We start from the raw sequence: 13,264 nt of genomic DNA, 5'->3' as shown, positions 1-13,264 counted from the left end.
TAGCGCGGGCGGGTGTCAGCCCGCAAGCGCGGTGACGGGGGCGGCGCGATGGGCGGGGTCGATCATGCGCAGCGCCGGAGGATCGTCCGACAGGATCGCCACCGCGCCGGGGGCGGGGGGGCCGGACCACAGCACCGCCCCGTCGTGACCGATCAGCGCCAGTCTTTCGCCCTGCATCCGCAGCACGCCGGGCCCCGGCGCTTGCCACAGGACCGCGCCGCCCCGCATCAGCCGCGGCCCGGCATCGGGGTCGTTCTCCAGCCGCACGGGGCCGCAGGTCAGCACCTGTCCGGGCCACAGCGGGCCGTCCATCCGGTCGGTGGGCGCACATTCCCCGGTCAGCCCGCGTGCCAGCAGGGCGGCCAGCGTGGCACGGTCCCACCCGTGATGGGGCGCGGCCGCGGTCAGGACAACCATCTTGGCCAGCGCCGCGACGGGCGTCATGTCGCCCCCCGCGACGGCCCCGGTCGCCGCGATCCAGGCCCCGGCGGCATAATCGAACGCGCCGACCTGCCCGCCGATCACCCGGCTGGCGATCAGCACGGGCACGTCCGCATCCGCCAGCACCTGCGCGATCGCGCCATTTCCTGCGGGGACATTGCCGGGGCCGAACCCCTCCAGCAGCAGGCCGGTCGCGCCCTGGTCCAGCGCCGCGCGCACCTGCTGCGCCAGCATCGGGGCGGCGGCGCGGTGATCGGCAGGCACGGCCGTGATCTGCACCACGCGCTGATCGTCGATGCAGGCCTGCACCGCGTCCAGCTGGGCCATCGCCCGCGCATGGGCCGCGGGCGCGTCCAGCGCCAAGTCGGGGGCGGCGGGGCCGGGCAGGGGCGCGACCGTGCCCCGGCGGATGCCGATGCCGCGTTCCGCCAGAGGCGCCAGATGCGGGCTGTCAAAGGCCGCGAAGCGTGTCGTCGACACCTTGAGTGCGCGGCACCCGCGCAGCAGGCGTCCGTCGAAGAAGATCGCGACCTCGGGCAGGCGCAGGCGGGCACAGGACAGTGCGCCGGTCAGGTTGGCCAGCGCATCGCTGCCCGCGTTCAGGACCAGCCCGGCGGGGGTGTCGGTGAACAGCGGCAGCTGTGCGCCCGTCAGGATCACCGGCTTGGACAGCGCCGCGCGGGCCAGCCCCAGATCGTCGAAGACGTTCAGCAGCAGGGGAAGCGCCGCGCCGGTGTAATCCATCGTGTCGGTGCCGTGCAGGATCACGAAGGCGTCGTGGTCGGCATAGAGGTCCAGCACCCGCCGCGCGATCCGGCACCAGTCGGACGGGCGCAGGTCGGTGCTGTCCAGCGTTCCGGGCCCGTCATCCGAAAACCGCAGTCCCGTGTCGAAATGCAGCGCGTCCCCCGGCAGGGCCGCCGCCAGCGCCGGCCCCAGCAGATCCTGCGCGGCGCGGGCAAAGCGGTCCGCCGCCATGGGGGCCAGCGGCTGGCCCGTGCTGCTGATCGTGCCGCCCGTGTTGATGATGCAGATGCGCATGAGGGTCCCCCGTTCCCGGACCGCTATAGAACGCTCAGGCGGTGCCGATCCAGCCCCGTAGAAAGCTGGCAAGGTTGTGCGTCAGATCCTCGGACAGATAGCCGCCCTCCTGGACGATGACGGTGGGCAGGCCCGCGGCGCGGATGCGGGCGGCGGCGCGGGCGAAACCCGGGGTGGTGACGCGCAGCCCGCGAAACGGGTCGTTCTCGTGCGCGTCCAGCCCCAGGGCCAGGACAAGCGCGCCCGGCGCAAAACCCGCGATGCGGTCCAGCGCGCGGTCGATGGCGTCCAGCCAGACGGCATCGTCCGATCCCAGGGGCAGCGGCAGGTTCAGGTTTGTGCCGGCCGGCCCCACCTCATGCGCATGGCCCAGATAGAAGGGATAGAACGCGTCCGGATCGGCATGAACGGACACGGTCAGCACGTCGGCACGGTCAAAAAAGATCTGCTGCGTGCCGTTGCCGTGATGGACATCGATGTCCAGGATGGCGACCCGGTCATGCGCCGCGCGCAGGGCCTGCGCGGCGATCGCGGAATTGTTCAGGAAACAGTGCCCCGCCGCGGTGTCGGCATCGGCATGGTGCCCCGGCGGACGGCACAGCGCATAGGCCGCGCCCGCCCCGTACAGCACCGCGCGGCTGGCCGCCAGTGCGGTGTCCACCCCGCGCAGCGCCGCCGCATAGGTGTGCTGACCAAGCGGACAGCCGGTATCGGCCATGTGCCAGCCCGCCCGCCCGGTGATCCCCGACGGATAGGTCTGGTCGGCCTTCTGCGGATGCAGATTGGCCACAACCTCGGCCCCCGCGCCGGGGGCCGTCTGCCATTCGTCCCATGCGGTTTCCAGAAAGTGCAGATAGCGCGCCGTGTGAACCGCGTGCATCGGGGCGCGGTCGGCCACCGGCGGATCGGTCGCGGTCAACCCCGCGGCGGCGATGCCCGCCAGCAGGCAGTCCGCACGTTCGGCGGTTTCCTTGTTCGCCATCGGCACCCCGCGCAGCATCCAGAACCGGGGATCGTGGGCGGCGGTGTCGGGTGCGTAAAAGCAGAGCAGGCTGTCCATGCGGCGCAGGCTAGGACGCCCGCGCCGCATCGGCAAGATCAGAAGCCGCTATGCGTCTTTAGGAACTCCGCCTCCTCGGCGGTGCTGTCGCGGCCCAGGATCGCGTTGCGATGCGGAAAGCGGCCGAAGCGTTCGACGATGTCGCGATGCTCGCGCGCGAAATGCAGCGAATGGTCGTTGCCCAGGTCTTCGTACAGCGCCACCGACCGGGTCTGGTCGGCCAGATCCTCGCTGTGCATGAACGGCAGATAGAAGAACTGCCGCCGGTCGGGGGCCTGGCCCACGTCATGGCCCATGTCCAGCGCGGTCCGCGCGTGGCGCAGCGCCAGGTCGTTCGATTCGAAGCTGCGCGGCCCGCCGCGATAGATGTTGCGCGGGAACTGGTCCAGCACGATCACCAGAGCCAGCGCGCTGTCGGGCGCGTCCATCCAGTCGTCCAGCCGCCCGGCATGCGCGGCCTCGTAGGTGTCGCTGAAACGGGCGGCGATGTCGCGGTCGATGTCGTCCGACTTGGCGAACCAATAGGGGCGCATCTGGTCCGAAAACCAGAACTCCAGCACCTCGTGGGGGGTCTTGGGCATGTGTCTCTCCGTCACGGCAAGGGGATGTGTTCGTCGCGGTCGCCCGGCGGCAGGTCGAACCGTCCTTGTCCCCAACGCGCCTCGCGCCATTCCTGTTTCGCGGCCTCGATCCGTTCGCGCGACGACGCGACGAAGTTCCACCAGATGTGGCGCGGCCCGTTCAGCGTGGCACCGCCAAGCGCCATCAGCCGCGCGCCCCGGTCGCCCGCCGCCACCGTGATCGCGTCGCCGGGGCGGAACACCATCATCTGGCCAGCCTGGAACTCCTGCCCGGCGATGCTGACGCTGCCCTCGGTGATGTAGATCCCCCGATCCTCGTGATCGACGGGCAGGGGAAAGCGGGCGCGGGCGGCAAGCGTCACGTCCAGATAGAACGTGTCGGAATGCATCGTCGCGGGGGCTGTCTCGCCATAGGCGCGACCCAGGATCAGTCGCGCCTCGATCCCCTGGTCGCGGATCTCGGGCAGGGCGTCCGCCGCGTGATGTTCGAAGCTGGGGGCGATGTCCTCATGCGTCTCCGGCAGGGCGATCCAGGTCTGGATCCCCAGCAGGCTGCTGGGCCCGGCGCGCACGGCGTCGGGGCTGCGTTCGGAATGGGTCACGCCGCGCCCCGCCACCATCCAGTTCAGCGCGCCCGGCGTGATGATCTGGTCGGCGCCGGTGCTGTCTTGATGCTGAAAGCTGCCGCGATACAGATAGGTGACCGTGCCCAGCCCGATATGGGGGTGCGGGCGCACGTCGATGCCCTGGTCGGTCAGGAATTCCGCCGGGCCCATCTGGTCGAAGAAGATGAACGGCCCGACCATCTGGCGTTTGGGGGCGGGCAGGGCGCGGCGTACCTCGAACCCGCCCAGGTCGCGGGCGCGGGGGATGATCAGCGTCTCGATGGCATCGGCGCCGATGGCGTCGGGGCATCCGGGGGTCAGGGCGGGGTTCCAGCTCATGGCGTTCTCTCCTGTGCTGTTCCCAAGGGTGGGGGTTTGCGGGCCATCGGGCAAGCGTGCAGGCGTTCTGCCCGTGCGAACGCCGGGTTGCGTACGACCCCCGTGGCGCCGAACGACCGCCATGGGCATGTTGGATCCTGAAAGGAGGTCGCCATGACGGGACTTCATCACGTGACGGCCATCACGCGCGACGTGCAGGCCAATGTCGATTTCTGGATGGGCTTTCTGGGCCTGTCGCTGGTCAAGCAGACCGCGGGGTTCGAGGATGCCGAACAGCTGCATCTGTTCTATGGCGATGCCACGGGCGCGCCCGGGTCGCTGGTCAGCTTTCTAGTCTGGCAGGACGGTGCGCCCGGTCGGGTGGGACACGGACAGGTGGCCGAGATCGCCTTGGCCATCCCCCGCGCGCGGATCGGCGACTGGCTGACCCGCGCCATGCAGCGTGGCTTGCGCGTCGAGGGGCCGGTCCGCGAATTCGGCGCGCCGGTCCTGCGCCTGCGCGACCCGGACGGGATCATCGTCAAGCTGGTGGGCGGGGACATCCCCGATACCGGCTGGCCCGCGGCCCCCGCCCGCCTGCAGGGCGTGACCCTGTGGTCGCAGGACGCCCCGGCCACGGCGGCGTTCCTGGCGCGCTTCGGCTATGCCCACCAGGGCATCGAAGGCGGCGTGACGCGCCTGGCATCGGACCGCGACGCGATCGACATCCGCGACACGGCAGGGTTCGTGCCGGGCATTCCGGGAACCGGGGTGATCGACCATGTCGCCCTGCGCGTGCCCGATGTCGCGGCGATCGACGCGCACCGGGCCGCGCTGACCGATGTGACGGTCCATGATCGGCTGTATTTCACCTCGCTCTATGTCCGCGATCCTGCGGGCATCCTGATCGAACTGGCGACCGACGGTCCCGGCATGGCCGTGGACGAGGACGACCTTGGCCGGACGCTGAAGGTCCCGCCGCACATGACTGACGACACCGACCTGCGGCTGCGCCTGCCGCAATTCGCCCGCCCGGGCGAGGAAAGGACCCCCATGCGCGATCTGCCTTTCATCCACCGCATCCACACCCCCGACGATGCAGACGGGTCGGTGATCCTGCTGCTGCACGGCACCGGCGGATCGGAATCCGACCTGATGCCGCTGGCGCATCGCATCGCGCCGCGCGCCACCCTGCTGGGCCTGCGCGGCCGGTCGACCGAAGAGGGCGTCGCCCGGTTCTTTCGGCGCCTGTCCATGGCCAGCTTTGACCAGGACGACATCCGGTCCGAAGCCGCGGCCTTTGCCGCCTTCTGGGAGGGTGCGATGGCGGCCTATGGCCTCGACCCCGCGCGGCTGACGGTGCTGGGCTATTCGAACGGCGCAAACTTTGCGGGGGCGGTGATGGCGCTGCATCCAGGGCTGATCGCGCGGGCGATTCTGATCCGGCCGATGCTGGTGCTGGACCCGGTGCCACGGGCCGACCTGTCGGGGGTCCGGGTTCTGACGCTGCAGGGGGCGCGCGACCCCTATGGGCATTACGCCCCGGCGCTGAACGACTGGCTGACCGCAAGCGGGGCCGATCTGGACGCCCGCACGATCGCGGCGGGACACGAGATCGCCCCCGAGGACCTGGCCGCGGCCAGCGCCTGGATGGCCAGTTCCGGGGCATGAAAAAGCCCCGCCTCCGGTCTTGGCCGGAGGCGGGGCGCACTGGTCAGACTGTGTACGGCGCTATAACTCAGACAAATTCGAACCGGTTCCCGAACGGGTCCGCCACGGCCGCCGATTTCTCTGGAAATCCGGTCAAGGCGACGTGATCCAGCCCGGTCCGGCCGTCGGGACGGGGACCGGCGCCCCGGCTGTTCCAGACATTCGCGGCCAGATGGTGGTGATAGCCGTTCCAGCCGTACCACCCCCCGCCCGGCGCATCATGGGTGCGCGTCAGGCCAAGCGTGCCCTGCATGAAGTCATCGGCCGCGTCCATCGCCCCGACCTGCAGGTGGACATGGCCGATTTGGGTCCCGGCGGGCGCGCCCTGCCAGGGCCCGTCCGCCGCGGCCGCAAGATCGTTCAGGTCCAGCCGTTCGGTAACCATCCGCACGCGGTCGCCGTCGCGGGCCCAGTCCGAGGCAGGCCGGTCGCGATAGATCTCGATCCCGTTGCCTTCGGGGTCGTCCAGATACAGCGCCTCGCTGACATCGTGATCCGATGCGCCGGTCAGCCGCACGCCCGTATCGGCGGCGTGGCGCAGCCAGCGGCCCAGGGCCGCGCGGTCGGGCAACAGGAAGGCGGTGTGGAACAGGCCCGCGTCACGCGGATCGCGCGGGATGGCGGCGGGGTCGCCCGACAGGCGGATCAGCACCTGCCCGCCCGCGCCCAGGTCGCGCTGCGCCCCGTCCCCGCCCATCGGTTCCAGCCCAAGCGCGGTCTGATAGAACCGCGCCATGCCGGGCAGGTCGCGCACGGTCAGCGCGACATGGGCGATGCCGGTCATGACCGGCCGCCGCCGATCGAGCCGGCAAAGCCCGCCACGAATTCGGCCAACCTTTCGCGGGTCTTGTCGTCCGTCAAGTTGCCTTGGTCGTCGAACAGATCGCCCGCGCGCGACACCATCAGCCGTCCTTCCCACCAAGGGCGGGTGGCCAGCATCCGCAGCACCGGCAGCCAGTGCGACTGCGCATGCGCGGTTCCGAAATTGCCCGGAGAGGCGCCGATGACGGCCACGGGCTTGCCCTTGAAGACGGCCATGCCCTGGCCGCGCGACATCCAGTCGATGACGTTCTTCAGCACGCCCGGCACGCCGTTGTTGTATTCCGGGCTGACCAGCAGCAGCCCGTTCGCGGCCGCCAGCTGGTCGGTCAGGGTCGTGACCGCGGGGGGAATGCCCGACGCGGCCTCCAGATCGCCATCATAGAGCGGCACCTGCGCGATGTCGCCGATGGTGATCGTCACACCCTCGGGGGCGGCATCCGCCGCCGCCCGAAGCAGGCCGGAATTCAGCGATGCCCGACGCAGGCTGCCGGAAAGTCCCAGGATCGTGGTCATCGCGTCTCTCCTTGCGTTCAGGCCAAGGGTTTCAGCCCGGCCTCGATCTGCTGGCGCTTGCCCTCCAGGAAGGGGGGCAGGGACAGGCCCTCGCCCATCGTCTCGAAGGGTTCGTCCACGTCGAAGCCCGGCCCGTCGGTCGCCAGTTCGAACAGATTGCCGCCGGGTTCGCGGAAATACAACGACCGGAAATAGAACCGCTCGACCTCGCCGCTGCTGGGTACGCGGAACCGGGCCACGCGGTCGGTCCAGGCGGTCAGGGCGGCGGTATCGGGCACGCGGAAGGCCACGTGATGCACCCCGCCCGCGCCTTGGCGCGCCTGCGGCAGGCCGGGCTGGACCGCGACATGCAGTTCGGCCGCGGCACCACCCTCGCCCATCTCGAAGACATGGACCTGGCCCTGGCCATCGGGGCTGGCATAATCGCGCACCGGGCGCATGTTCATGACCTGGGTCAGCACGGCTTGGGTCGGGGCCAGTTCGGGAACCGAGATGGTGATCGGCCCCAGCCCGTGGATCTGGTGTTCGGCGGGCACGTCGCTGCGATCCCAGGGCTGGCCCGCCGGGGTAGGGGCGGCGATCAGGCGCAGGCGCTGACCCTCGGGGTCCTCGACATCCAAGGTCGGGCGGCCGTCCAGCGTGGTGATCTTGCCGGCCAGGCCCGACAGACGGTCGGCCCAGTAGTCCAGGCTGTCCGCGCCCACGCGCAGCCCCGTCCGGGTGATCGCGTTCGTGCCGCGACGTTCGGGCGCGGCGGGCCAGTCGAAGAAGGTGATGTCGGTGCCGGGGCTGCCCGCGCCGTCCGCGAAGAACAGGTGATAGGCCGAGGTGTCGTCCTGGTTCACGGTCTTCTTGACCCGGCGCAAGCCAAGGGTCTGGGTATAGAACTGGTTGTTGCCCGGCGCATTGGCGGTGATCGCCGTCAGGTGATGGATTCCGGTCAGCTGCATGGCAGGCTCCTTTCCTTGCTTGAAGGGAATATGGCGCAGGCGGGGCGTTCGCGGCACCCATGCGCGCGGCAACGCCGCGTTCGGTTCTTGCGAACGACCGGCGACGTGCTAGGGTTCGCCATGACCTGGACGATCACGGATATCCGAACCTTTCTGTCGGTGCTGGATGCGGGCAGCATCTCGGGTGCCGCGGCGCGGTCGGACTTGTCGAAATCCGTGGTCAGCAAGCGGATCACTGATTTCGAGGCCGCGTTGGGCGTCGCGCTGTTCACCCGGCATGCCGGGCGCATCGCGCCCACCGACAGCGCGCTGTCCCTGGCCGAACGGTTGCGCCCGGCGCTGGCCGAACTGGTCGCCGCCACCGAAAGCGCCGCCGCGCCGGAGGCCGCGCTGCGCGGGCGGCTGGCCATCGCGGCGCCGATGAGTTTCGGCATCCGCCACCTGGGCCCGGTGATCGCGGGTTTCGCGCGCGCCCATCCGGGGCTGGAGATCGTGCTGGATTACGATGACCGGCACATGGACCTGGGGCGGGCGGGGTTCGATCTGGGGCTGCGCATCGGGCATCTGAAGGACAGCAGCCTGATGGCGCGCCGCCTGTGCGAGGATCCGCGCGCCCTGGTGGCCAGTCCCGATTACCTGGCGCAGCACGGCGCGGTCGGGGCGCCCGGCGATCTGGCGGGGCACGAGATCATCGGATACCTGAATGCGCGGCTGGCCGAGATCTGGCCCTTTGGCGACCAGGTCGCGCCGCCCCGGCAGAGCCGGGTATCCGCCAACAACGGCGAGGCGATGCGCGATCTGGCCATCGGCGGGTTGGGCCTGGCGCTGCTGCCGCTGTTCATCGTCCATGACGCGTTGCGCGACGGGCGGCTGGTGCAGGTGCTGCCGGACCTGGCGCAGGACCCGCTGCCGATCAGCGTGGTCTGGCCGCCGATCCGGCCGCTGCCCCGCAAGACGCGGGCCTTTGTCGATCACATCGCGGCGGCCTTTGCCGAGGACCCGCCATGGCAGCGCGGTCTGATGCGTCCCGCGACGGCCGGGGGGCCAGCCCCCCGGACCCCCCGCCCCCCCAAGCCCCTGGAAGGTGTGCCATGAAGCTTGTCGATCCCGATGCGCCGTTCTTTCGCCCGCTGTGGGTGCGGGTGATCTGCGTGATCCTGCCGCTGATCTGGGCGGGGGTGGAGCTGTGGTCGGGCAGTACCGCCTGGGCCATGCTGTTCGGGGCCGCGGGGATCTATCTGGGGCTGGCCCTGTTCGTGTGGCGGCGGCCGGAGCCCTGAGGCCCCGGCCACCCGTATCTTAGGCGGTCAGCGCCGGCGCACCCGTCAGCCAGGCGAAGCCGTTCGCCGGCAGGTGCAGCGTGCCGCCCTCCAGCGTGGCGTTGACCGGGCCGCTGAGGTCGGTATCGCCCGCGACCGCCACCGACAGGGGCGTGCGCGACAGGTTGAACACCGCCGTCAGCGCCTGCCCGTCATGGTCGCGGCGGAAGGCCAGGATCGGTTCGGGCATGTCCAGGAAGGCGGTCTTGCCCAAGCGCAGCGCATCGGACGCCTTGCGAAAGGCGATCGTGCCGCGATAGGCGGCCAGCACGCTATCGTTGCTGTTCTGCTGATGCGCCACGGCGCGGACCGCCTGGTCGTCCTTGACCGGCAGCCAGGGCGTCGCGTCCGAGAACCCCGCATGCGGTTCGACCTGGTCCCAGACCATCGGCGTGCGGCAGCCGTCGCGGCCCTTGACCTCGGGCCAGAAGCGCAGGGCAGGGGGGTCGGTCAGTTCCTCATAGACCAGGGTCGTCTCGGTCTGGCCCAGCTCCTCTCCCTGATAGAGGCAGATCGTGCCAGGAAAGGACAGCAGCATCGCCGCCGCCTGCCGTGCCAGCGCCTCGGGGGATTGCGCATGGTCGGCCCAACGGGACACGTGCCGGATCACGTCGTGGTTCGAGAAGGACCAGCAGGAATGGCTGTCCGGGGCATGATCGTGCACGCCCTCGATCGTGTGCCGGAAATGGCGCGCGGTGAAGTCGGGGCTGAGCATCTCGAAGCTGTAGCACATGTGCAGGCGGTCATCGCCCTGAGTGTAATCGCCCATGATGTCGATGGCGGTCTGGCCGCCGTCACCGACCTCTCCGACCATCATGCGGGCGTCGTATTCGTCGGTCAGCGCGCGCATGCGTTCCAGGAAGGCGATGTTCTCGGGCTGGTTCTTGGAATGGACGTGGCGCTGAAAGCCGTAGGTCTCGGGGCCCTTGTGGTCGGGATTGGGCGGGTTGTCGCGCAGCTTGGCGTCGTGGAAGTAGTAGTTGACCGTGTCCAGCCGGAACCCGTCGACGCCGCGATCCAGCCAGAATCGCATCGTGTCCAGCAGGGCGTCCTGGACCGCGGGGTTCCACATGTTCAGGTCGGGCTGCTCGATCAGGAAGTTGTGCAGGTAGTACTGGCGCCGGCGCGGCTCCCATTCCCAGGCCGGGCCGCCGAAGACGGAGGGCCAGTTCGTGGGCGGTGTGCCGTCGGGCTTGGGGTCGGCCCAGACATACCAGTCGGCCTTGGGGTTAGTGCGGTCGCGGCGGCTCTCCTCGAACCAGGGATGCTTGTCGCTGGAATGGCTGATGACCTGGTCGATGATGACCTTCAGGCCCAGGGCGTGCGCGCGGGCGACCATGGCGTCGAAATCGGCCATGCTGCCGAACAGCGGGTCGACGCCGGTATAGTCGGACACGTCATAGCCCATGTCCTTCTGCGGCGAGGTGAAGAAGGGCGACAGCCAGATCGCATCCACACCAAGGCCCGCCACATGGTCCAGCCGGCGCGTGATGCCCGGCAGGTCGCCGATGCCGTCGCCGTCACTGTCCTGAAAACTGCGGGGATAGATCTGATAGATCACCGCGTCGCGCCACCATTCCGCCATCATCGATACCTTTCCGGAAAATCCTGTCGTCGCGGATGACTATAGCGAGATCAAAAAGGAGGTGTTAGCGTTAACCAGACGATTGCCCGAATCTATGATCGGGCTAAGGTGGGCCTCATGGACAAAAGCAAGAATCCTCCGCATGTTAGCCCAGAAGATCAGGCCCTGCTGGCCCAGGGGCGATGTTCGCAACCGTTTTCAATTCTGGGACCGCGCCCGTTCGGCGACGGTCAGTGGCTGACCGTCTATCACCCTGACTTGGCCGCACTGTCGGCCGTGGGGCCCGACGGAGAGGCGGATCTGCCGCGCGTGGCGGGCGATCTGTTCGCCGGCCCCATCCCGGCCGGTCCCTATCGGCTGAAGGCCCGGTCGGGCGGCGGCGTCGAATGGACCTTCGACGACCCCTATCGGTTCGCGCCCGTGCTGGGCGAAATGGACCTGCACCTGCTGGCCGAAGGCACGCACAAGCGGCTGTGGCAGGTGCTGGGCGCGCATGTGACCACCCATCAGGGCGTCGCAGGGACCCGCTTTGCGGTCTGGGCGCCCAATGCGCGGCGGGTGTCGGTCGTGGGCCAGTTCAACGGGTGGGACGGCCGGCGCCATCCGATGCGCCGCGTGGGCCAGGGGTTCTGGGAGATCTTCCTGCCCGACCTGGGCGAGGGCACCCTCTACAAGTACGAGGTTCTGGACGCCCATGGCGGGGTCATGCTGAAGGCCGACCCGGTGGGTTTCGGCAGCCAGCATCCGCCCGAGAAGGCCAGCGTGGTGCGCGACATCACCGGCTATGGCTGGAAGGACGCCGAATGGATGGCGCGGCGCGCGCGGGCGCAGGATCGCCGCGCCCCCATCAGCATCTATGAGGTCCATCCGGGCAGCTGGCGGCGCAAGTACGACGATGGCGGGCGGCCGCTCTCCTATCAGGAGATGGCGCGGGATCTGGTGGCCTATGCCAAGGACATGGGCTTCACCCATCTGGAGCTGATGCCGGTCAGCGAGTTTCCCTTTGACGGGTCCTGGGGCTATCAGCCGGTGGGCCTTTATGCGCCGACGATCCGCTTCGGCCCGCCGCATGAGTTCCGCGACCTGGTCGATGCGGCGCATCGGGCCGGTCTGGGGGTGCTGCTGGACTGGGTGCCGGGGCATTTCCCGACCGACGCGCATGGCCTGGCCCGCTTCGACGGGACGGAGCTTTACGAACATGCCGACCCGCGCGAGGGGTTCCACCAGGACTGGAACACGCTGATCTACAACTATGGCCGGACCGAGGTGCAGAACTTCCTGACCGCCAATGCGGTCTACTGGCTGGACGAATACCATATCGACGGGCTGCGCGTGGATGCGGTGGCGTCGATGCTGTACCGCGACTATTCGCGCAAGGCGGGCGAATGGGTCCCGAACAAGGATGGCGGGCGCGAGAACTATGAGGCGATTGCCTTCCTTCAGAACATGAACATCGAGGCTTACGGCGAACAGCCCGGCATCATGACCGTGGCCGAGGAGAGCACGTCCTTTCCCAAGGTCTCGGCCCCGGTCGATGCGGGGGGGCTGGGCTTTGGCTTCAAGTGGAACATGGGCTGGATGAACGACACCCTGCGCTACATGAGCCGCGATCCGGTCCATCGCCGCTATCACCACGACCTGATGAGCTTTGGGCTGATGTACGCCTTCAGCGAGAACTTCATCCTGCCGATCAGCCATGACGAGGTCGTCCACGGCAAGGGCAGCCTGCTGCACAAGATGCCCGGCGACGAATGGCAGCAGTTCGCGAACCTGCGCGCCTATTTCGGCTTCATGTGGGGGCATCCGGGCAAGAAGCTGCTGTTCATGGGCTGCGAGTTCGGCCAGCCCGAGGAGTGGAACCACAACGGAGAGCTGAACTGGCACGCCGCCGGCCAGCCGATGCACCAGGGCGTGCAGGCACTGGTGCGCGACCTGAACGGCCTTTACCGCGACACCCCCGCCCTGCACGTCAAGGATGCCGAGCCCGAGGGGTTCCAGTGGATCGCGACCGATCCCGCGCAGTCGACCTATTCCTGGATCCGGCGTGGCGATGCGGGCGATCCGCCGGTGGTGGTGGTCTGCAACTTCACCCCCGTGCCGCGCCCCGGTTTCCGCATCGGCGTGCCGCAGGCGGGGCGCTGGCGCGAGGCGTTGAACACCGATGCCACCGCCTATGGCGGCAGCGGCATGGGCAATCTGGGCGGCGTCGTGGCGGACGGGGAACCGCAGGACGGTCAGCCGGCTTCGATGGCTGTGACCCTGCCGCCCCTGTCCGTGGTGATCTTCGTGGCGGCAGGCTGAAATCATGAGGGAGGAGAG

Annotated in this window: 12 protein-coding genes; 4 read left to right on the top strand and 8 right to left on the bottom strand. The window is 69.2% G+C overall.

The window, feature by feature from the left end; genetic code table 11:
- Nucleotides 1-15: 15 nt before the first annotated feature.
- The 4 genes from FHD67_RS03800 to FHD67_RS03785 are packed head-to-tail and all read right to left on the bottom strand — an operon-like array spanning nucleotide 16 to nucleotide 4,067.
- Nucleotides 16-1,482, bottom strand: a complete 1,467-nt coding sequence (locus tag FHD67_RS03800; protein ID WP_139597855.1) for an asparaginase domain-containing protein — start codon at nucleotides 1,480-1,482, stop codon at nucleotides 16-18.
- A gap of 34 nt (nucleotides 1,483-1,516) precedes the next feature.
- Nucleotides 1,517-2,572: a histone deacetylase family protein gene (locus FHD67_RS03795; RefSeq protein WP_246071219.1), complete on the bottom strand. Its 1,056-nt coding sequence runs from the start codon at nucleotides 2,570-2,572 to the stop codon at nucleotides 1,517-1,519.
- An 8-nt stretch (nucleotides 2,573-2,580) separates the two neighbouring features.
- Complete coding sequence (locus tag FHD67_RS03790) at nucleotides 2,581-3,123, bottom strand: DUF924 family protein (protein ID WP_139597854.1); 543 nt, start codon at nucleotides 3,121-3,123, stop codon at nucleotides 2,581-2,583.
- A gap of 11 nt (nucleotides 3,124-3,134) precedes the next feature.
- The gene (locus FHD67_RS03785; protein WP_139597853.1) at nucleotides 3,135-4,067 is read right to left on the bottom strand and encodes a pirin family protein; all 933 of its coding nucleotides are present in this window, start codon (nucleotides 4,065-4,067) and stop codon (nucleotides 3,135-3,137) included.
- A gap of 153 nt (nucleotides 4,068-4,220) precedes the next feature.
- Here FHD67_RS03785 and FHD67_RS03780 point away from each other — a divergent pair, with 153 nt between their 5' ends.
- Nucleotides 4,221-5,717, top strand: a complete 1,497-nt coding sequence (locus FHD67_RS03780; protein ID WP_139597852.1) for a VOC family protein — start codon at nucleotides 4,221-4,223, stop codon at nucleotides 5,715-5,717.
- Between the two features lie 67 nt (nucleotides 5,718-5,784).
- On the opposite strand, the gene FHD67_RS03775 is transcribed toward FHD67_RS03780, so the two are convergent.
- Genes FHD67_RS03775 through FHD67_RS03765 form a run of 3 tightly spaced genes read right to left on the bottom strand, consistent with a single transcriptional unit; the run spans nucleotide 5,785 to nucleotide 8,041 of the window.
- Entirely contained in the window at nucleotides 5,785-6,540 is a 756-nt protein-coding gene (locus FHD67_RS03775; RefSeq protein ID WP_139597851.1) for a VOC family protein, read from the bottom strand.
- On the bottom strand, nucleotides 6,537-7,091 hold the full coding sequence (locus tag FHD67_RS03770; RefSeq protein WP_139597850.1) for an NADPH-dependent FMN reductase: 555 nt from the start codon (nucleotides 7,089-7,091) through the stop codon (nucleotides 6,537-6,539). The genes FHD67_RS03775 and FHD67_RS03770 overlap by 4 nt, the downstream gene beginning before the upstream one ends.
- Nucleotides 7,092-7,108: 17 nt before the next feature.
- Nucleotides 7,109-8,041, bottom strand: coding sequence for a ring-cleaving dioxygenase (locus FHD67_RS03765; protein WP_139597849.1), 933 nt, complete (start codon nucleotides 8,039-8,041; stop codon nucleotides 7,109-7,111).
- 120 nt (nucleotides 8,042-8,161) lie between these two features.
- On the opposite strand from FHD67_RS03765, the gene FHD67_RS03760 reads away from it, so the two are divergent.
- Nucleotides 8,162-9,136, top strand: a complete 975-nt coding sequence (locus FHD67_RS03760; protein WP_139597848.1) for a LysR family transcriptional regulator — start codon at nucleotides 8,162-8,164, stop codon at nucleotides 9,134-9,136.
- Nucleotides 9,133-9,321, top strand: a complete 189-nt coding sequence (locus FHD67_RS03755) for a hypothetical protein (protein WP_139597847.1) — start codon at nucleotides 9,133-9,135, stop codon at nucleotides 9,319-9,321. Before FHD67_RS03760 ends, FHD67_RS03755 begins: the two co-directional genes overlap by 4 nt.
- 19 nt (nucleotides 9,322-9,340) lie before the next feature.
- Here FHD67_RS03755 and FHD67_RS03750 read toward each other — a convergent pair whose 3' ends face one another.
- Entirely contained in the window at nucleotides 9,341-10,945 is a 1,605-nt protein-coding gene (locus FHD67_RS03750) for an alpha-glucosidase (protein WP_139597904.1), read from the bottom strand.
- 117 nt (nucleotides 10,946-11,062) lie between these two features.
- On the opposite strand from FHD67_RS03750, the gene glgB reads away from it, so the two are divergent.
- Nucleotides 11,063-13,246 (top strand): 1,4-alpha-glucan branching protein GlgB, encoded by a 2,184-nt coding sequence (glgB, locus tag FHD67_RS03745; protein ID WP_139597846.1) that lies wholly within the window; start codon nucleotides 11,063-11,065, stop codon nucleotides 13,244-13,246.
- Nucleotides 13,247-13,264 lie beyond the last annotated feature (18 nt).

This window comes from Paracoccus haeundaensis, assembly GCF_006239215.1.
Taxonomy (GTDB): domain Bacteria; phylum Pseudomonadota; class Alphaproteobacteria; order Rhodobacterales; family Rhodobacteraceae; genus Paracoccus; species Paracoccus marcusii.
Note: the sequence above shows the minus strand (reverse complement) of the source record. Positions and strands in the feature narration are given on the sequence as shown.

Excerpts from the sequence above, each read along its gene's own strand:
- FHD67_RS03795 (WP_246071219.1), bottom strand. The coding sequence starts at position 2,572 with ATGCGGCGCGGGCGTCCTAGCCTGCGCCGCATGGACAGCCTGCTCTGC.
- FHD67_RS03770 (WP_139597850.1), bottom strand. The coding sequence starts at position 7,091 with ATGACCACGATCCTGGGACTTTCCGGCAGCCTGCGTCGGGCATCGCTG.
- glgB (WP_139597846.1), top strand. The coding sequence starts at position 11,063 with ATGGACAAAAGCAAGAATCCTCCGCATGTTAGCCCAGAAGATCAGGCC.
- FHD67_RS03800 (WP_139597855.1), bottom strand. The coding sequence starts at position 1,482 with ATGCGCATCTGCATCATCAACACGGGCGGCACGATCAGCAGCACGGGC.
- FHD67_RS03750 (WP_139597904.1), bottom strand. The coding sequence starts at position 10,945 with ATGGCGGAATGGTGGCGCGACGCGGTGATCTATCAGATCTATCCCCGC.
- FHD67_RS03765 (WP_139597849.1), bottom strand. The coding sequence starts at position 8,041 with ATGCAGCTGACCGGAATCCATCACCTGACGGCGATCACCGCCAATGCG.
- FHD67_RS03755 (WP_139597847.1), top strand. The coding sequence starts at position 9,133 with ATGAAGCTTGTCGATCCCGATGCGCCGTTCTTTCGCCCGCTGTGGGTG.
- FHD67_RS03760 (WP_139597848.1), top strand. The coding sequence starts at position 8,162 with ATGACCTGGACGATCACGGATATCCGAACCTTTCTGTCGGTGCTGGAT.
- FHD67_RS03775 (WP_139597851.1), bottom strand. The coding sequence starts at position 6,540 with ATGACCGGCATCGCCCATGTCGCGCTGACCGTGCGCGACCTGCCCGGC.
- FHD67_RS03780 (WP_139597852.1), top strand. The coding sequence starts at position 4,221 with ATGACGGGACTTCATCACGTGACGGCCATCACGCGCGACGTGCAGGCC.
- FHD67_RS03790 (WP_139597854.1), bottom strand. The coding sequence starts at position 3,123 with ATGCCCAAGACCCCCCACGAGGTGCTGGAGTTCTGGTTTTCGGACCAG.
- FHD67_RS03785 (WP_139597853.1), bottom strand. The coding sequence starts at position 4,067 with ATGAGCTGGAACCCCGCCCTGACCCCCGGATGCCCCGACGCCATCGGC.